Genomic DNA, 17,516 nt, shown 5'->3' with positions numbered 1-17,516 from the left:
GCCCTGCCCCACGCCGGAATACCGCTCACCGATACAACAACGACTCTCCGTCAGCGAAGAGATGCACCTTGGACGGCTCGGCGGTCAGCGTCACGCCCCGCCCGCGCATCCCCGTGTGGATGCCCGGCAGCTTGGCGATGACCGCCGCGCCGCCTTGCGGTTTGAAATACAACAACGTGACCTCGCCAAGCGCCTCCGTGATCTCCACCTCTCCGGTGAACACCGGCGGCGCGTCGGTCAGGGTGAAATCCTCTGGCCGTATGCCGACATTCACCGTGCGCCCCATGTCGGAGGCCTCGGTGGGCACATCGGTCAGCACCTCGCCGCCACCGGCCAGTGTCACACGGGTCTGTGCCCCGGTGGCGGTCACCTCGCCGGGCAGCAGGTTCATCGCTGGAGAGCCGATGAACTGCGCCACGAACTCGTTGCGCGGCTGCTCATACAGCTCCAGCGGCGGGCCAACCTGCGCGATCCCCTTGTTTGCCAGAACCACGATGCGCGTGGCCAACGTCATCGCCTCCACCTGATCGTGCGTCACATAGACCATCGTCCGGTCGGGCATGGATTCCTTGAGCTGCGCAATCTCGATCCGTGTCGCCACACGCAGCGCCGCATCCAGGTTCGACAAGGGTTCGTCGAACAAGAACACCTTCGGGTCCCGCACGATGGACCGCCCGATGGCCACCCGCTGGCGCTGCCCACCGGACAGCGCCTTGGGCAGGCGATCAAGGTAGGGATCAAGCTGCAACATCTTCGCCGCGCGGTTCACCGCCGCGTCGATCTGCTCGGGCGATTGCTTGGCCAGTTTCAACGCAAAGGCCATGTTCTCGCGCACCGTCATATGCGGATAAAGCGCGTAGGACTGAAACACCATGGCGATGCCGCGCTGCGCCGGCGGCACATCGTTCACCACCTGGCCGTCAATTTCCAGCGTGCCACCGGTGATCTTTTCCAACCCCGCAATCATGCGCAGCAGCGTCGACTTGCCACAGCCCGAGGGACCGACAAACACGATCAGCTCCCCCGGTTCGATGTCCAGATTGATGTTGCGCAACACGTTGACCGCGCCGCCGTATGTCTTCTCGACATCTGTAAGTTTCAGTCCCGCCATCTCTCTCCCCCTTTGATGCGCGTCCGCCACAGGCTCGATGCTGCGGCGAACGCGACTGAAGTCTACTGCGCCTTCAACGCCAACGCCGGCTGCCACGGCCCAAGATGCAGCTTGCCGTCCCACCCCGGTGCAGCGCTGCCAAGCTCCTGGCCAATCTGGTGCCATTCCCCCGCCGGTGCGTCGATCGTTGCGGGTTCTCCGGACAGGTTCACCGCGACAAAGATCGTCTCGTCTTCATGCGTCCGGGTGAAATGCACCACGCTGCCCGTTGCCGCGACCTTGGAATGCGCACCCTTCTTCAGGGCCTTGTGCGCATGGCGGAATCCGATCGTCCGGCGATAGTGGTGCAACAGCGCGCCGGGATCGTTCTCCTGCTCGGACACCGCCAACGGCAGGTGTTGATGCGACACCGGCAGCCACGGTCTCTCTGCCGAGAAGCCGCCGTTCTGGCTGCTGTTGTCCCAGACCATCGGCGTACGACACCCGTCGCGGCCCTTGAACTCCGGCCAGAACTCGATGCCGTAGGGGTCTTGCAGATCCTCGAACGGCACATCCGCCTCGCCCAGACCCAGCTCTTCGCCCTGATAGATGCAGACCGACCCGCGCAGGCACATCATCAGCGTGTTCATCGCCCGGCTGGCCGCAGGTGGCAGATCCCAGCGCGTCGGGTGCCGCACCACATCGTGGTTGGAATAGGCCCAGCAGGCCCAGCCGTCCGGCACCTTCTCGTCGACCATCTCCATGACGTTCACGACGCGCTCCGCCGAGGGGCGGTGATTGGCGAGGAATTCAAACGAATAGCACATGTGCACGCGGTTATCACCGGCAGTATATTCGCCCATGATCTCCAGCCCCTTCTGGGCATCGCCAACCTCGCCCACGGCCGTTGCCGCCGGGTATTCATCCAGCAACGCGCGGAACCGCTCCAGAAAAGCCAGGTTCTCCGGCCGGTTCTTGTCATACAGGTGCAGCTGGTGGTTGTACGGGTTGACCTTCGGCGCGATGGAATCGTCACGCTCCTCCGGCGGCAGGCCGGGGTTGTCGCGCAGCTCGAGGTCGTGGAAGTAAAAGTTGATGGTGTCCAGACGGAAGCCATCCACCCCGCGATCCAGCCAGAACCGCACCGACGCCAGCAAGGCATCCTGCACCTCCGGGTTGTGCAGGTTCAGGTCCGGCTGCTCGACAAGGAAGTTGTGCTGGAAATACTGCTCCCGCCCCGGATGCCACTGCCAGCCCGGCCCGCCAAAGATCGACAGCCAGTTCGTCGGCGGCGTGCCATCGGGCTTGGGATCGGCCCAGACGTACCAATCCGCCTTCGGATTGTCGCGCGACGACTTGCTTTCAAGGAACCACGGATGCTCGTTCGAGGTGTGCGACAGCACGAGGTCGATCATCACCTTGATGCCGTAGAAATGCGCCGTCTCCACCAGCACGTCGAAGTCCGACAGCGTGCCGAACATCGGGTCAACGTCGCAGTAATCGCTGACGTCGTAGCCGAAATCCTTCATCGGCGAGGTGAAAAACGGCGAGATCCAGATCGCATCCACGCCAAGCGACGCGATATGCGGCAGGCGTCCGGTGATGCCGTTCAGATCCCCGATGCCGTCACCATTGCTGTCTTGATAGCTGCGCGGATAGATCTGATAGATCACCGCACCGCGCCACCAATCCTTGTCCACGGATTTCGGGTCGATTGTCTGCTCTTTCATAAAATGTCTTTCCTGTTCCGGGCCGGGAGGTCTGGCTCGCACGGGCCCGTCTTTCGCCTCGGACAGCCGCCCAAGGCATGGTTAACCTCTATTTCACCGATCCCGCCAGCAAGCCACGCACGAGATACCTTTGCATTGCAAAGAACACGAACAGCGGGACTGCAATGCTGACAAAGGCCGCCGTGGCAAGGATTTCCCAATTGCCCCCGCGCGTGCCCAACAATTCAACGATCTGGTTGGTCATCACGGTGGTTTGACCTGTCGCATCAATCAGGAAAACCTTCGCCACCAACAGATCGTTCCACGTCCACAGGAACTGAAAGATCGCAAACGACGCCAGCGCCGGATAGCTCAACGGCAGGATGATCTTGGTGAAAATCTGAAACTCGGTGGCCCCGTCCACCCGCGCGTTTTCGATGATATCGCGCGGCAGACCGGCCATGTAGTTGCGCAGCAGATAGATCGCCAGGGGCAGGCCAAAAGCCGTATGCGCCAGCCACACCCCAAGGTAGCCCTTGCCGATGCCGATCTGCAAGTGCAGCTTCAGGAGCGGGATCAGCGCCAGTTGCAAGGGCACCACCAACAGCCCCACCACAAAGGCGATCAGCAGCGCGCGCCCCGGAAAGTCCATCCACGCAAGGGCATAAGCCGCGAACGCCGCCACCACGATGGGTATGATCGTCGCCGGGATCGTCACGGTCAGCGTGTTGAAAAACGCCTTGGCCATGCTGTCCGTCGCATTGTCGCTGAACAGCACCTGTTGGTAGTTGGCCAGCGTGAACTCCGGCGGCACCAGCGCGGTGACAAACACCCGCTGCCCGCGCCGCCCCTCGATCTGCTCGGGCGCTTCCATCCGGTAGTCGCCGTTCTCCTGCACGGTGACGCGCTCGCCGGCGCGGGTCTCGGCGGTCTCGCCCGCCGCGTAAGCCCCCACATCGCGCGAGGACGTGCCCCAGACCGAGATCGGCGCAGGCTCCACGCCCTCCTCGTCGAACAGGTTGCCCTCGATCACCCAGACATCGCCGTCCTGCACCTGCGTCTCCGGCGACCCCGTGCGCAGCGTCAGGTTCTGCTCGGCGGCAAAGGGGGCCTTCCACCAGCCGGTCGTGGCGATCTGGTCCGCCGTGCGAAACGACGACACGAACAGCCCCACGGTCGGGAACAGCCAGAGCGCCACGATCAGCACCACAGAGATATTCACCGCCCAGCTCAGCGAGGACTTCGATCCAGCGATATTGTCCATCAGGTTTCCTCTCGCGGCTCAGCGCATCTCGCGGCGCGCCTGCACCACGTTCCAGACCAGAATTGGTGTCACCAAGACCATGATGACGATGGCAGAGGCCGACCCCACCCCCCAGTCATTGGCACGGAACAGCTTGTCGAACATGTAGTTGGCCAGAACCTGCGTGCCCCACTGGCCGTTGGTCATGGCAAACACGATGTCAAAGATTTTCAGCACCACCAGCGTGATCGTCGTCCAGACCACCATGATGGTCGGGTAGATCTGCGGCACCTTGATCTTGAAAAATATCTGGAACGGCCCGGCCCCGTCCACGATGGCGGCCTCGATGGTTTCTTCGGGAATGCCGCGCAGCGCCGCCGACAGGATCACCATGGCAAAGCCGGTCTGGATCCAGATCAGAACCACCATCAGGAAAAAGTTGTTCCAGAACGGCATGGTCAGCCATTGCTGCGGATCATTGCCGCTGAACCAGACGTACATGGCATTCAACACGCCGATCTGCTCGGTGTCCGGCGGGCGCGCGTCATAGACCAGCTTCCAGATCACCGACGCCCCCACAAAGGAGATCGCCATCGGCATGAAAATCAGCGATTTCGCGATATTGCCCCATCTCAGCCGGTCGGTCAGCTGGGCCACGATCAGACCCAGCGCCGTGGACATCGCTGGAACAACGAACAGCCACAGCATGTTGTTGGTCATGGCCTCCCAGAACTTCGGCTCAGAGAACATCTGGCTGTAGTTGGCCAGACCGACAAATGCCCCACCCTGATCGCGGTCGGTCATCGACAGGCGCAGCGTCTCGACCACCGGATAGGCCAGGTAGAGCGTCAGCGCGAACAGCGCCGGAAACAGGAACAGCCAGGGTCGCACCATGTTCGCGCGGTTGATATTGCGCCCCGCGTTCGGCCCCTTGGCGGGAAACAGCACACGGTCGACCAACTGGTTGGAAAAATAGAAATAGGCGACGCAGGCGCCCACACCGATCACGATGGTCATCAGACCTTGTATTGCCGGATGCATCAGCCGCTCTCCTCCCCCAATTGGCAGCCAAAGGCACCCCGCGACCGCGGGATGCCCCGTAAGTTCAGCGCGTTACTTCAGCGCGTCCCAGCTGTCCTGGATCTCCTTGCCGACCTCTTCGGACGATGCGCCGCCCGCGTAGTCGACCATCCCGGTCCAGAACGTGCCCGCGCCGACGCCACCGGGCATCAGGTCCGACCCGTCAAAGCGGAAGGTCGTCGCATCCAGCAGGATTTCGTTCATCGCGCGCAGCGTCGGATCAGAGAACTTGTCCAGATCGACCCCGGTGTGCGGCGTCAGGAAACCCTTCAGCCCCATCCAGATTTCATGCGCGTCCGGCGTTTGCAGGTAGGCGATCAGGTCATGCGCCGCCTGGTTCTCGTTGGTGATGGCCCAAAGCGTACCCGCGCCCAGAACCGGCTTGCCCAGATCCTTCTCCGCGTAGGCCGGGAAGTAGAAGAAGTCCGCATCCAGACCCACTTCGGTGCCTTCGGGGAAGAACGCCGGGATAAACGACGCCTGATGGTGCATGTAGCACTGCGGCGGCGAGGCAAAGAGCCCCTTCGGGCTGTCGCGGAAGTCGGTGGAGGCCACAGCGCCCCGGCCGCCCGCAACGCGCGCGTCTTCGATGAACCAGCCGAATTCGTCAATCGCGCCGGTCACTTTCGGGTCGGTGAACGGCAGCTCGTTGGACACCCAGGCATCGTAATCCTCAGGCGATTGCGTGCGCAGCATCATATCCTCGACCCAGTCGGTCGCAGGCCAGCCCGTCGCGCCACCCGATCCCAGACCGATGCACCACGGCGTCTCGCCGTCCTCGACCATCTGCTCGGTCAGCGCCTTGAGATCTTCGAGCGTCTCCGGAACCTCGTAGCCCGCGTCCTCGAAGTTTTCCGGCACGTACCAGACCAGAGATTTCACATCGACCTTGTAGAAAAAGCCGTACAGGTCGTCTTCGCCATCCGGTCCGGTGTAGCTGCCCAGATCGACCCAGGACTGCCCGGCAGCGTAGTTTTCCTTGATCCAGTCGCCGGTGCCGTCCTTCAGCGGCGTCAGGAACCCGCGCGACGCCATGTCCGAGGCAAGCCCCGGCTGCGGGAACACCGACACGTTCGGCGCGCTGCCCGCTTCGGCATCCACCATGATCTGCTGCTCAAAGCTGTCAGAGCCGACGTAGGACACGTTGTGACCCGATTTCTCGGCAAAATCCGCCAGCACGGTTTCGACCATTTCCTGGTCCGGCCCCAGCCAGGGCCCAAACACCGTCACATCTTCGGCCTGCGCGGCCCCTGCCCCCAGCGCAACACATGCAACACCAGCATAAAGCGATTTCTTCATTCTCAACCTCCCGGACGACCACAGCTTTGTGGATGAATTCTCGTGCTCCCCGCGCCAAGGTGATTCCCCTCCCCCAAAGCGCTTTGGAGACTTTCAACCTGAGACAAAGCTTAGACTCTGTCAACGCAGAGTCCAACGATTCCCTCCTTTTTCAATGCTGCGCCGCAGCATGCCACGCCGCGCTGCCGCGTCGAAAATACCCCAAGATCGCTTGACTATTCAAAGCGCTTTGGGTGACATGCCGCCATGAACCTCAAAGAACTCGCAAAACACCTCAAGTTGTCTCAAACCACCGTCAGCCGCGCGCTGAACGGCTACCCCGAGGTGAGCGAGCAGACCCGCCAGAGGGTTCAAAGCGCCGCGCGCTCTTTGAACTACAGCCCGAACACCCGCGCCAAAAGCCTGGCCACCGGGCGCACACAGGCGATCGGACACGTGCTGCCGATCTCCGCCAGTCACGAGATGGTCAACCCGGTGTTCGGTGACTTCATCGCCGGCGCGGGCCGCACCTACTCTGCCGCAGGATACGAGATCGTCATCTCTCTGGTGCAGGATCAGGACGAGGCCGCAGCCTACCGCAACCTCCACGCCCGCGGCTCCGTCGACGGCATCCTCGTGCACGGCCCGCATATGTCAGACCCCCGCATCCCGCTGCTGCGCGAGCTGGGGTTGCCCTTCGTGGTACACGGCCGCGCCTCGCAAGAAACAGGCCCCTACTCCTGGCTCGACATCAACAACCAGCGCGCCTTTGAACGGGCCACGGAATTCCTGCTGCACCTCGGCCATCGCCGCATTGCGCTGGTCAACGGCCTGGAATTCATGGACTTCGCCTTCCGCCGCCGCGCCGGTTTCGAGGCCGCGCTGGCCGCTCGCGACCTCAAACCCGACCCCGCGCTCATGCGCTCCGAGGAAATGACAGAGGTGTCAGGATACCGCGCCGCCCGCGAGATGCTGGCGCGCGACGATGCCCCCACCGCCTTTCTCGTCTCCTCCATGATCACCGCCATCGGCATCCGCCGCGCCATCCACGAGGCGGGGCTGGAGATGGGCCGCGACGTCTCGGTCATCACCCATGACGACGATCTGGGCTACCTCAAGAACGGCCACTCCGTGCCGATCTTCACCGCCACGCGCTCCTCCGTGCGCCTCGCGGGGGAACAGGCCGCCGCCATGTTGCTCGACCTCATCCGCGATCCCGCGCGCACCCCGAAAACGCAGGTGCTGGAGGCCGAACTGATTATCGGCGCCTCCACCGGCCCCGCTCCATAAGGACCTTCCATGCGACACAAACGCTCTGATTTTCCACAGGATTTCCTGTTCGGCACAGCCACGTCCTCCTACCAGATCGAAGGCCACGGCCAGGGCGGCGCAGGCCGCACCATCTGGGACGATTACGCCGACACGCCCGGCAATGTCGTCCGGGCAGAGAACGGGCAACGCGCCTGCGATCACTACAACCGCTACGAGGCGGACCTCGATCTGGTGCGCGACGCGGGCTTTGACTGCTACCGTTTCTCCCTGTCATGGGCGCGGATCATGCCAGAGGGGCGCGGCACGCCCAACGCCGAAGGTCTGGACTTCTACGACCGCCTCACCGACGCCATGCTGGACCGCGGGTTGAAGCCCGCCGCCACGCTCTATCATTGGGAACTGCCGTCGCCCTTGCAGGACATGGGCGGCTGGCGCAACCGCGACATTGCCGAATGGTTCGCCGATTACACCCGTGTCATCATGGACCGCATAGGCGACCGCATGTGGTCCGTGGCCCCGATCAACGAACCGTGGTGCGTGGCATGGCTGTCGCACTTCATGGGGCTGCAAGCGCCCGGCGTACGCGACATCCGCGCCACCGCCCGTGCCATGCACCATGTGCTGCTGGCGCATGGCCGCTCGATCGAGACGATGCGCGACATGGGGCTGAACAACCTTGGCGCGGTGGTGAACATGGAATGGGCCACGGCTGCCGATGGCTCTCCCGAATCTGTGGCCGCCGCCACGCGCTACGACGCCTATTACAACCGATGGTTCTTGTCGGGCCTGTTCAAAGGCGCATATCCCGAAGCCGCTTTGGAAGGGTTGGAGCCACACTTGCCCAAAGGCTGGCAAGACGACTTCGCCACCATCGGTGCCAAGCTCGACTGGTGCGGCCTTAACTATTACACGCGCAAGTTGATCGCCCATGACGACACGCCTTGGCCCTCCCTCAAGGAAGTCGACGGACCACTGCCCAAGACATTGATGGGATGGGAGATTTATCCTCAGGGGCTTCAGGACTTTCTTGAGCGCACCGCCCGGGAGTACACCGGCGACCTGCCGCTCTATGTAACCGAAAACGGCATGGCCTCCCCGGATGTGCTGACCGACGGCACCGTCCGGGACGAGGCGCGCATCGCTTATATCAATGACCATCTGGACGCGGTACAGCGCGCGCACGCGTCGGGCGTGCCAGTGAAGGGCTACTTCGTCTGGTCCCTTCTCGACAACTATGAGTGGTCGCTGGGATATGAGAAACGTTTCGGCCTCGTGCATGTGGATTTCGACACGCTGGCACGTACGCCGAAAACCTCCTACCATGCGCTGAAACATGCCCTGACCGCCTGACGACACGAAAGACTTTCATGCAGAAACCCGTATCCGTAACCGTTGACATCGGCGGCACCAACACGCGCGTGGCGCTTTGCTCTGGCGGGGACTTGCTGGACGAGACCGTGCAGCGCTTCCGCAACGCGGACTTCCCCGCGCTGGAGCCGGTCCTCGATGCCTATCTGGCGCCGTATCCCATGGTGAACGCGATCTGTATCGACATGGCCGGCCCCGTGAAAGACGGGGTTGGCACGCTGACCAATCTGGACTGGACGATCGACGCAAGCCGCCTGTCGCAGCGCACCGGCGGCGCGCGGGTCGCTGTGCTCAACGACCTTCAGGCGCAAGGTCATGCGGTGCCGTATCTTGCCTCCGACAGCCTGATGACGTTGCTGCCGGGACAGACCGGGCCATCGGATGTGCGACTGGTGGTCAACGTGGGCACCGGGCTGAACGCCGTGCCGGTGCACACCTCCGGCGCGTTGACTTTGGTCCCTGCGGCCGAAGCGGGACACATCAGCCTGCAAGCGCGCACCGCCGAGGAGCTGAGGCTGGTGGACTTCATCGGCGCACGCCTGCCCTCCTGCGGGCTGGAAGAAGTGCTCTCAGGCCGGGGCTTGGAACACCTGCACGCCTTTGTCTGTGCCGATGAGGGCACGGGCAGCCCATTGAGTGCCGCGGCGATCAAGGATGCGTTTCTCGCCGGGGAGCCGCAGGCGCTGCGCGCCGCCAGGCTGTTCGCCCGCTACCTCGGACGCTATGCCGGGGATCTGGCGCTGACCAACCTGCCCTTTGGCGGGATCTACCTCGTGGGCGGTGTGGCAGGACACCTGGGCCCGCACCTGATGGATCTCGGCTTCGGCGAGGCCTTTCTCGACAAGGGACGCTTTGCCGCGTTCATGGAGCAATTCCCGCTGCACCTCGTGACCGACGACTACGCCGCGCTGCGCGGCTGTGCGCACCATCTGGCAGAGCTTCAGGCAGCGACCTGAAGCGCCCCATCCTGAAGAAATCGTAAATTTGTTGTCAGCCGCAACTGCGTGCTGACGTCATGCGTCTTGCCCCTCTGCGTCAAAGCGGTCACAAGACGTCATGACATTACGCGCCATTCTCCTGATGATCCTGTCCATGTCCCTGCTGGCGTGGTCCGATGTGTTCTACAAGCTCGCCACGCAAGGCAGCTCTATCGGGCAGGCCATGACACTGGTCGCCCTTGGCGGCACGGTGCTGTTCGTGCTGCTCAGTGTCGTGATGAAGGTGCGTATCCTGACGCGGGACGCGCTGCACCCGATGATCCTGCTGCGCAACGGGTTCGAGATCATCGGCGCAATCGGCATGGTCACCGGGCTGGCCTATGTGTCGCTGCCTGTGTTCGCTGCGATCATGCAGACAGGGCCGCTGGCCGTGACCATCGGCGCGGCGATCTTTCTCAAGGAAGAAGTCGGCCCGCGCCGTTGGGCGGCTGTGGGTGTCGGCATCCTTGGCATGTTGATCGTGATCCGCCCTTGGTCGGCGAGCTTTACCGGATACGAACTTTTTGCCGTGATGGGCATCGTCGGGCTGTCCGGGCGCGATCTGGTGACGCGCCTGTCGCCGTCGCATATCCCGGCGCTGGCGATCTCTACCTGGGGGTTTGCCTTTACCATCCCGGCCGGATGTGTGCTGTGGTTCCTGTCGGACACCCCGTCGGATTGGTCTGCGCCGACCTTGTGGTCCGTGCTGGGCGCAGTGATTGTGACCGCCTCGGGCTACCTTGCGATCACAACGGCAATGCGGCTGGCCCCTGCCGCCATCGTGGCACCGTTTCGCTACACGCGTCTGGTGTTCACCCCGGCGCTTGGCATCCTGATCTTTGGCGACCGGCCTGATGCGCTGACCTACGTTGGCGCGGGGATCATCCTTGTGGCGGGGCTCTACACGTTCTTCAGGGAGCGCGCGCTGGCACAGTCCGTCGCCCCAGTCGGAACCGCTGCGCCATCGCCGGCGCGCAAGGTATCCTGACCCGTCAGGACCGGCGCAACCGTTAGCGCAATCCCTGTTGCAAAGCGGCGTTAGCGATAACAGAAGCGTTTACTTTCTTCACGTGCCTGTTAAACCCATGCCAAACGCCGCTTTGGGAGAGTACCATGAGCACCATTATCGATATCCACGCCCGCGAGATCCTCGACAGCCGGGGCAACCCCACCGTCGAAGTCGACGTCACCCTTGAAGACGGCACCATGGGCCGCGCTGCCGTGCCATCGGGGGCCTCGACCGGGGTCCACGAAGCCGTGGAAAAACGTGACGGCGACAAATCCCGCTACATGGGCAAAGGCGTGCTGGACGCCGTCGCGGCCGTGAACGGCGAGATCGCCGAGAACCTCATCGGGTTCGACGCCACCGAGCAGGTCGCCATCGACATGATGATGATCGAACTCGACGGCACCGACAACAAGAGCCGCCTGGGCGCCAACGCCATCCTCGGCGTGTCGCTGGCCTGTGCGAAGGCCGCTGCCGATTTCTCTGGTCAGCCGCTGTTCCGCTACGTGGGCGGCACCTCTGCGCGCACCCTGCCCGTTCCGATGATGAACATCATCAACGGCGGCGAGCACGCGGACAACCCGATCGACATTCAGGAATTCATGATCATGCCGGTCTCCGCGACCAGCATCCGCGAAGCGGTCCGCATGGGCTCCGAAGTGTTCCACACGCTGAAGAAAGAGCTTTCGGCGGCGGGCATGTCCACGGGTCTGGGCGACGAAGGCGGCTTTGCCCCTGAGCTGAAAGGCACGCGCGACGCGCTGGATTTCATCCTGAAGTCCATTGAAAAGGCGGGCTACACGCCCGGCGAGGACATCTACCTCGCGCTCGATTGCGCCGCGACCGAATACTACAAGGACGGTAAATACGAGATGAAGGGCGAAGGCCTGTCGCTGACCGCCGAGGAAAACGTCAAGTACCTCGAAGCACTGGTCAACGACTACCCGATCATTTCCATCGAGGACGGTTGTTCCGAGGATGACTGGGACGGCTGGAAGCTGCTCAATGACGCCATCGGCGACCGTTGCCAGTTGGTGGGCGACGATCTGTTCGTGACCAACCCGGCGCGTCTGGCGATGGGGATCGAGCGCGGCTCTGCCAACTCCATGCTGGTGAAGGTCAACCAGATCGGCACCCTGACCGAGACGCTTCAGGCGGTGGAAATGGCGCACCGCGCGCGCATGACCAACGTGATGTCGCACCGTTCCGGCGAAACCGAGGATGCCACCATCGCTGACCTCGCAGTGGCCACCAACTGCGGCCAGATCAAGACCGGCTCGCTGGCGCGGTCGGACCGGTTGGCAAAGTACAACCAGCTGATCCGCATCGAGGAAATGCTGGAAGACACCGCCATCTACGCAGGCCGCGCCATCCTGCGTTAATCTGAGTTTCAGATACACCAATCGGCAAAATTCGGCTGATCCCACCCTGCAAGCCGCCACGTATTCCATAAACGTGGCGGTTTTTTCACGCTTCGATTACGGTAACTCGACTATGTGGAATTGCAGGCAATTTGGCAGGAACTCTTGGACGGTGACAAAAGCCCCCTTTGAAGACCGTCTCGACGATGTCAGACGGGCAGAATACGGCGCCCCCATGGAGGTTGCTGCGCGTTTGGCGGCGGTGACCGTGACGGCGCTGCTTGTGGGCGTGTTTGGCGGCAATGTGTTGTGCCTGATCTGGTTGACGGTGCATCTGGTGTCTCAGGCGACGTTTGCCGGGTTGCTGTTTCGGCGGTTTCCCGTGCCTGATCGCCTGGCCTTCCCGATTGCCATCGGTCTGTATGCCTTCATGATCGTGAACTATTCCATTTACCCGCTGTATCTGATCGCGTTGAACCAAAATATCGCCCTGCTGACCGTCGCGAGTTTTGCGCTGGTCGGGCAAGTCACCTACATTCAGCAACGCCGATTGTTGGAGCCGCATATCGTGGCCACGGACGTGATCAGCATGGCCCTGATCCTTGTCACGTTGACGGCCATTCTTTTGCCCTACGCGACGCAAATGTCCGATCGGGTGCTGTTGCTGGTCACGCCGGTTGTGTTGTTCGGCTACGTCCTGTCGTCGCTGTTCAGCGGATTGCGACAGCAACGGCTGCTGCGCGATACGCAAGCGCGCTACGCGTCCTCTCAGAAAGCGCGGGCGCTGAACCAGTTCGTCGGCGGCGTGGCGCATGATTTCAATAATCAACTGACCGCGATCCTTGGGCATCTGGAGCTGTATGAGCTGCTGGACAACCCGGAGGAACAACGGCAGGCGTTGTCTGAAAGCCGTGCTGCCGCCCGTCGCGCCGCGCTGACGGTCCAGCAGCTTCTGACGTCATCGGGGCGCACGCGGCTGTCGCCGGCGCAGGTGCCGATGGATGCGTTTCTCAACCACCTCAAGGCCCTGCTGCCCGACTTGCTGGGCCCGGGGATGCGCGTGACGGTCACGGCACCACCGTCGACACAGACCGCCTGGGTCGATGCGGATATGCTGGAAACCTGCATGGTTCAGATTTGTCTGAACGCACAGGATGCTTCTGTGGGCACGGGGCGTGTGCGCATCTGGACGGAAACCTGCACCCAGCTCCCGCCACAGGAGCAGCCCATTGGCTCTGAGCCGCCCTGGACTGTTCTATGGATCGAGGACGACGGGCCCGGTGTCTCGCCGGAGGCGTTGCCCCAACTGGCGGAGCCGTTTTATACTACCAAATCCACCAGCGAGGGCGCGGGGCTTGGCCTGTCCGCCGTCGCCGGATTCGCGCGGCAATCCGGCGGCCAGCTCATGATCCGAAGCGCGCCTGAGACAGGTTTGCAGGTCGGCATCGCGCTCCCGTCGAACGCACCGTGTCCCGGCGTCCAGAAGAAGCAGCAGGAGCGCGCGAAACGTGCGTCGTCACCAAAGCCTGACATGACAACGCCAAGGCGCTCCCCCAAACGGTCGGAAGTTCAGGTCTCTGGCTCCTGATAGACGCCTTGCGCCTTGAGCGCGTCGACAACTTCCTTGGGCATGTAGGTTTCGTCATGCTTGGCGAGGATCTCAGAGGCCTGAAACACGCCTTCTACATAACGGCCGGTGCCAACCATCCCCTGGTTTTCCTCAAAGAGATCGGGCAGCACGCCGGTAAAGACCACGGGCACTGTCGCGCCGCCATCGGTGACGGAAAAGCGGATGGTTTCGCCATCGTCACGGACCAGGGTCCCCTCTTCGACCAGGCCACCGATGCGGAACACTTCCGTTTCGGTGGGCGGCGCCTCCATCACCTGGCTGGGCGAGCGAAAGAAATTGATCCCGTCGCGCATGGCGTAGCCGATCAACCCGGTCGAGACGATCAGAGCCACCGCCGCCAAAGCGACCACTTGGATTCGGCGTTGCTTTTTCAGCGATTTCAGGGCCATTCACGTTCTCCCGTCACATGAGCGTACTGCTATATATGCGATTTTAACGACCAAGGGGAGAGGCGCGTCGATTTGACCAAATTTGGCCTCGGCCACGCCGCGCCTCCCCTTTTCAGCGTCGCGAAACAGGCCGGGGTCCGGGGCAGCGCCCCGGCGCCCGCAGAGCCAGGACAAGCTTACGGGAAACAGGGCGCCAGCATCAGGCCGGCGGTTTCGTCGATGCCGAGCATCAGGTTGGCGTTCTGCATCGCCTGCCCGGACGAGCCTTTGCACAGGTTGTCCAGCGCCGCGACCACGATGACACGGCCCGGCAGGCGGTCGGCCACCACGCCAATATGCACGAAGTTCGAGCCGCGCACGTGGTGCGTTGAAGGCGTCTCCCCCATGGGCAGGACTTCGACAAAAGGTTCATCGGCGTAGGCGGTCCGCAGCACGGCGTTGATCGCCTCAGCCTCCCCCCGAACGTAAGCCGTGGCCAGGATGCCGCGGTTGAAGGGGCCAAGATGCGGCGTGAACTGGATCTTCACCTCGCGCCCTGCCAGCGCGGAAAACTCCTGATCGAACTCCCCCAGGTGCCGGTGCGTGCTGCCCACGGCGTAGGCGTTGGTGCCCTCGGACAGCTCTGCGTGCAGCAGGTTTTCCTTCAGCGACCGGCCCGCGCCGGACACGCCGCATTGCAGATCGAGGATGATCTCGTCGAGGTCGATCACCCCGCCGGAAATCAGCGGGCGCAGGATGTACTGGCCGGTCGCAGCGTTGCAGCCGGTTCCGGCGACAAGCCGCGCGCCCTTGATGTCGTCGCGGTAAAATTCGGTCAGCCCGTAAACGGCTTCTGTCTGCATCTCCTTGGCCGCGTGGTCGTTGCCGTACCATTGCTTGTACGCCTCCGGGTCGCGCAGCCGGAAGTCCGCCGACAGGTCGACGATCTTGACCGTCTTCGGCAGCTTGGAGATCACCTCCTGCGAGGTCTTATGCGGCAGCGCGCAGAAACACAGGTCGATCTGGTCAAAGTCGATCTGCTCCCATGTCACCAGTTCCGGCAGGTCGAGGTGACGCAGATGCGGGAACACCGACGCCAGCGGCTGCCCGGCCTTGGAATTCGCGGCCAGTGCGGTGATCTTGAACGAAGGATGCGTGGCGATAAGCCGGATCAGTTCCGCGCCGGTGTAGCCGGACGCACCGATGATGGCGATGGATTGGGTCATGAGACACCTCGAATTTTCAGAAAGCAGGACACAGGCATGGGCACCGCACCGAGGATCGGGCGGATGGCGGCTTTATCGTCGGCTGAGAGGCGCGATAATGTCATACATGCTAGGTCTCCTTGGCTTTGAGATACCCTGTCTCCCCCCCGGTTTCAACAACGGAACACGCGCAAAGCCACGAGGCGAGCGGAGTATAAATCAATCGCGTTTATACTTTGGCGCGTGAAAGTCAGCTGTGGGTCGTCGTTTTTGGCGTGTCTCCAAACGGGCGATTAAGATTTGAATGGAATCATCTGAAACGTGGGAATGACCCACGAGGCGGCAGAAGTCCCTGGAGGCGCGCGCTGGCAGAGCTGTGAGGCCTGACCATCGTGCCAAGGAGGTGACAAATGTCCACACACATGCATACCGAATTGAGTGGCCCGGTCGTACGGGTGGCCACGGGGCGCGGATACACCGGCATGGCTGTCGCGGATTTCAGCGACGTTCTTGGCAAGGCTGATGACAAGGCCACGTCCAAGACTGCGGAGTTGTATCGCGCGATCTATATCAGCCATACCCGCAACCGCCTGACAGATCAGCAGCTCGATGCGTTGATGACGGATCTGCATCGGCAACATGCCATCTGCGGCATCTCGGGCCTGCTGCTGTACAAATCGCGCACCTTTTTTGAAATCATCGAAGGCCCGCAGCACACGGTCGACCGGACGCTGGACCGGATCTTTGCCGATCCGCGTCACTACAAGATGAAGGTGATGCTGTATCAACGCGCGCCGAGCCGCAGGTTTGATGGCTGGTCCATGGGGTTTCGCAGGCTGGATGGCCGCAAGACCAGGCAGACCTGCTATTTCACCCTGACGCGGCGCGCGTTGGAAGAAAGGTTCCCCCGGGGCGCGACCAAGGAAATCATGTATTTCCTGCGCGCCTATCTGGAGGCGCGTTTCACCCTTCCACCACAACAGGAGATCGCGGTGCGCTGCCGCGTAAACCCCAGGCTGAACGCCTGAGATGCTGCGCGATCAGACAGATTCGAAGATGATCTGGTGCCGCAGAAAGCTGGTGGCGTGGCGCGAGACCCTGGCCGGGTCACCGGTGGTGAGGAACTTCGAGGTGGTGCCGCTGCCCAACATGTTCGGGTGACGGTCGAGATAATCCGCGAGGCTGTCGGGCACCAGATCCGCCTGGCTGAACAGCTTTACATCCGCACCAAGCGCGTTCTGGAAGATGTCGAACATCAGCGGGTAGTGCGTGCAGCCAAGGATCGCCGCCTGCGGCCTTGGCATCTTGCGCTTGAGGGCATCGACGTGAGAGCGCACGAGCGCCTCGGCCAGGATCATGTCGCCGTCTTCGATGGCGTCCACCAGACCGCCGCAGGCCTGTGCCTCCACATCGACGCCGATGGCGCGGAAGGAAAGCTCGCGCTGAAAGGCACGGCTGCTGACCGTGGCTGGCGTGGCAAAGAGCGCCACATGGTTGACGGCCACTTCGCGCGGGGGAGAGTTGTCGCCCCATTGCCTCTCGGTCATGGCCTCGATCAGCGGGACAAAAACGCCGAGCACCCGCTTGTCGCGGGGAATCCAGTTTTCCTGCATCCGGCGCAGCGCGGCGGCGCTGGCGGTATTGCAGGCGAGGACAACCAGATCGCAGCCCTCGTCGAACAGGCGCGACACGGCCTTGGTCGTCAGGTCGTAGATGTCATCGGCGTCGCGGACACCGTAGGGCGCGTGGGCGCTGTCGGCGAAATAGACGAAGGGCACATCCGGCAGCCGCCTCACCGCTGCATCCAGCACGGTCAGGCCGCCCAGACCTGAATCGAAAACGCCAACTGCCATGTCTTTCGCCTTTTCACCCGCGCGGTCTCGGTGCCGCGTCTGTGCCTCGATTGCGCCCGCGCCGATCCTTGGACAG

15 protein-coding genes are annotated in these 17,516 nt (G+C 62.7%); 7 read left to right on the top strand and 8 right to left on the bottom strand.

What is annotated here, in order from left to right; genetic code table 11:
• Window positions 1-25: 25 nt before the first annotated feature.
• From J4E08_RS01840 to J4E08_RS01820, 5 genes are all read right to left on the bottom strand, one after another.
• A complete protein-coding gene (locus tag J4E08_RS01840; RefSeq protein WP_349537053.1) occupies window positions 26-1,111 on the bottom strand; it encodes an ABC transporter ATP-binding protein in 1,086 nt (361 codons plus the stop codon).
• 62 nt (window positions 1,112-1,173) lie between these two features.
• Complete coding sequence (locus J4E08_RS01835) at window positions 1,174-2,820, bottom strand: alpha-glucosidase (RefSeq protein WP_349537052.1); 1,647 nt, start codon at window positions 2,818-2,820, stop codon at window positions 1,174-1,176.
• Between the two features lie 88 nt (window positions 2,821-2,908).
• Window positions 2,909-4,063, bottom strand: a complete 1,155-nt coding sequence (locus J4E08_RS01830) for a carbohydrate ABC transporter permease (protein ID WP_183965065.1) — start codon at window positions 4,061-4,063, stop codon at window positions 2,909-2,911.
• 18 nt (window positions 4,064-4,081) lie between these two features.
• Window positions 4,082-5,083 carry a carbohydrate ABC transporter permease gene (locus J4E08_RS01825; protein WP_349537050.1) on the bottom strand — a complete coding sequence of 334 codons (1,002 nt, stop codon included), beginning with the start codon at window positions 5,081-5,083 and terminating at the stop codon, window positions 4,082-4,084.
• Between the two features lie 72 nt (window positions 5,084-5,155).
• A complete protein-coding gene (locus J4E08_RS01820) occupies window positions 5,156-6,421 on the bottom strand; it encodes an ABC transporter substrate-binding protein (protein WP_349537049.1) in 1,266 nt (421 codons plus the stop codon).
• A 246-nt stretch (window positions 6,422-6,667) separates the two neighbouring features.
• Here J4E08_RS01820 and J4E08_RS01815 point away from each other — a divergent pair, with 246 nt between their 5' ends.
• The 6 genes from J4E08_RS01815 (at window position 6,668) to J4E08_RS01790 (ending at window position 13,972) form a co-directional block, all read left to right on the top strand.
• Window positions 6,668-7,690, top strand: a complete 1,023-nt coding sequence (locus J4E08_RS01815; RefSeq protein WP_349537048.1) for a LacI family DNA-binding transcriptional regulator — start codon at window positions 6,668-6,670, stop codon at window positions 7,688-7,690.
• A 9-nt stretch (window positions 7,691-7,699) separates the two neighbouring features.
• Window positions 7,700-9,022, top strand: a complete 1,323-nt coding sequence (locus J4E08_RS01810) for a GH1 family beta-glucosidase (protein WP_349537047.1) — start codon at window positions 7,700-7,702, stop codon at window positions 9,020-9,022.
• 17 nt (window positions 9,023-9,039) lie between these two features.
• Window positions 9,040-9,996: a glucokinase gene (locus J4E08_RS01805; RefSeq protein ID WP_349537045.1), complete on the top strand. Its 957-nt coding sequence runs from the start codon at window positions 9,040-9,042 to the stop codon at window positions 9,994-9,996.
• A 100-nt stretch (window positions 9,997-10,096) separates the two neighbouring features.
• Window positions 10,097-11,005, top strand: a complete 909-nt coding sequence (locus J4E08_RS01800; protein WP_349537044.1) for a DMT family transporter — start codon at window positions 10,097-10,099, stop codon at window positions 11,003-11,005.
• A 125-nt stretch (window positions 11,006-11,130) separates the two neighbouring features.
• On the top strand, window positions 11,131-12,405 hold the full coding sequence (gene eno / locus J4E08_RS01795; protein ID WP_349537043.1) for a phosphopyruvate hydratase: 1,275 nt from the start codon (window positions 11,131-11,133) through the stop codon (window positions 12,403-12,405).
• Window positions 12,406-12,556: 151 nt separating this feature from the next.
• Window positions 12,557-13,972 (top strand): sensor histidine kinase, encoded by a 1,416-nt coding sequence (locus J4E08_RS01790; protein ID WP_349537042.1) that lies wholly within the window; start codon window positions 12,557-12,559, stop codon window positions 13,970-13,972.
• Here the strand turns inward: J4E08_RS01790 and ccmE are convergent.
• Window positions 13,954-14,403 (bottom strand): cytochrome c maturation protein CcmE, encoded by a 450-nt coding sequence (ccmE, locus tag J4E08_RS01785; protein ID WP_349537041.1) that lies wholly within the window; start codon window positions 14,401-14,403, stop codon window positions 13,954-13,956. The two genes, J4E08_RS01790 and ccmE, sit on opposite strands and share 19 nt — an antisense overlap.
• A 176-nt stretch (window positions 14,404-14,579) precedes the next feature.
• Window positions 14,580-15,608: an N-acetyl-gamma-glutamyl-phosphate reductase gene (gene argC / locus J4E08_RS01780; protein ID WP_349537040.1), complete on the bottom strand. Its 1,029-nt coding sequence runs from the start codon at window positions 15,606-15,608 to the stop codon at window positions 14,580-14,582.
• A gap of 389 nt (window positions 15,609-15,997) precedes the next feature.
• Between argC and J4E08_RS01775 the strand changes: the two genes are divergently transcribed.
• Window positions 15,998-16,615 (top strand): BLUF domain-containing protein, encoded by a 618-nt coding sequence (locus tag J4E08_RS01775; RefSeq protein WP_349537039.1) that lies wholly within the window; start codon window positions 15,998-16,000, stop codon window positions 16,613-16,615.
• Between the two features lie 12 nt (window positions 16,616-16,627).
• Here the strand turns inward: J4E08_RS01775 and J4E08_RS01770 are convergent, their stop codons facing one another.
• Window positions 16,628-17,440, bottom strand: a complete 813-nt coding sequence (locus tag J4E08_RS01770) for a glutamate racemase (RefSeq protein WP_349537038.1) — start codon at window positions 17,438-17,440, stop codon at window positions 16,628-16,630.
• Between the last annotated feature and the right edge of the window lie 76 nt (window positions 17,441-17,516).

It is taken from the genome of Sagittula sp. NFXS13, assembly GCF_040148795.1.
In the GTDB taxonomy this organism is placed as follows: Bacteria; Pseudomonadota; Alphaproteobacteria; order Rhodobacterales; family Rhodobacteraceae; genus Sagittula; species Sagittula marina.
Note: the sequence above shows the minus strand (reverse complement) of the source record. Positions and strands in the feature narration are given on the sequence as shown.

What these genes read in the sequence shown, in the direction of transcription:
- J4E08_RS01810 (WP_349537047.1), top strand. Translation starts at nt 7,700, where the DNA reads ATGCGACACAAACGCTCTGATTTTCCACAGGATTTCCTGTTCGGCACA.
- J4E08_RS01830 (WP_183965065.1), bottom strand. Translation starts at nt 4,063, where the DNA reads ATGGACAATATCGCTGGATCGAAGTCCTCGCTGAGCTGGGCGGTGAAT.
- J4E08_RS01835 (WP_349537052.1), bottom strand. Translation starts at nt 2,820, where the DNA reads ATGAAAGAGCAGACAATCGACCCGAAATCCGTGGACAAGGATTGGTGG.
- J4E08_RS01815 (WP_349537048.1), top strand. Translation starts at nt 6,668, where the DNA reads ATGAACCTCAAAGAACTCGCAAAACACCTCAAGTTGTCTCAAACCACC.
- J4E08_RS01800 (WP_349537044.1), top strand. Translation starts at nt 10,097, where the DNA reads ATGACATTACGCGCCATTCTCCTGATGATCCTGTCCATGTCCCTGCTG.
- J4E08_RS01775 (WP_349537039.1), top strand. Translation starts at nt 15,998, where the DNA reads ATGTCCACACACATGCATACCGAATTGAGTGGCCCGGTCGTACGGGTG.
- eno (WP_349537043.1), top strand. Translation starts at nt 11,131, where the DNA reads ATGAGCACCATTATCGATATCCACGCCCGCGAGATCCTCGACAGCCGG.
- J4E08_RS01820 (WP_349537049.1), bottom strand. Translation starts at nt 6,421, where the DNA reads ATGAAGAAATCGCTTTATGCTGGTGTTGCATGTGTTGCGCTGGGGGCA.
- J4E08_RS01805 (WP_349537045.1), top strand. Translation starts at nt 9,040, where the DNA reads ATGCAGAAACCCGTATCCGTAACCGTTGACATCGGCGGCACCAACACG.
- J4E08_RS01825 (WP_349537050.1), bottom strand. Translation starts at nt 5,083, where the DNA reads ATGCATCCGGCAATACAAGGTCTGATGACCATCGTGATCGGTGTGGGC.
- argC (WP_349537040.1), bottom strand. Translation starts at nt 15,608, where the DNA reads ATGACCCAATCCATCGCCATCATCGGTGCGTCCGGCTACACCGGCGCG.
- ccmE (WP_349537041.1), bottom strand. Translation starts at nt 14,403, where the DNA reads ATGGCCCTGAAATCGCTGAAAAAGCAACGCCGAATCCAAGTGGTCGCT.
- J4E08_RS01770 (WP_349537038.1), bottom strand. Translation starts at nt 17,440, where the DNA reads ATGGCAGTTGGCGTTTTCGATTCAGGTCTGGGCGGCCTGACCGTGCTG.
- J4E08_RS01840 (WP_349537053.1), bottom strand. Translation starts at nt 1,111, where the DNA reads ATGGCGGGACTGAAACTTACAGATGTCGAGAAGACATACGGCGGCGCG.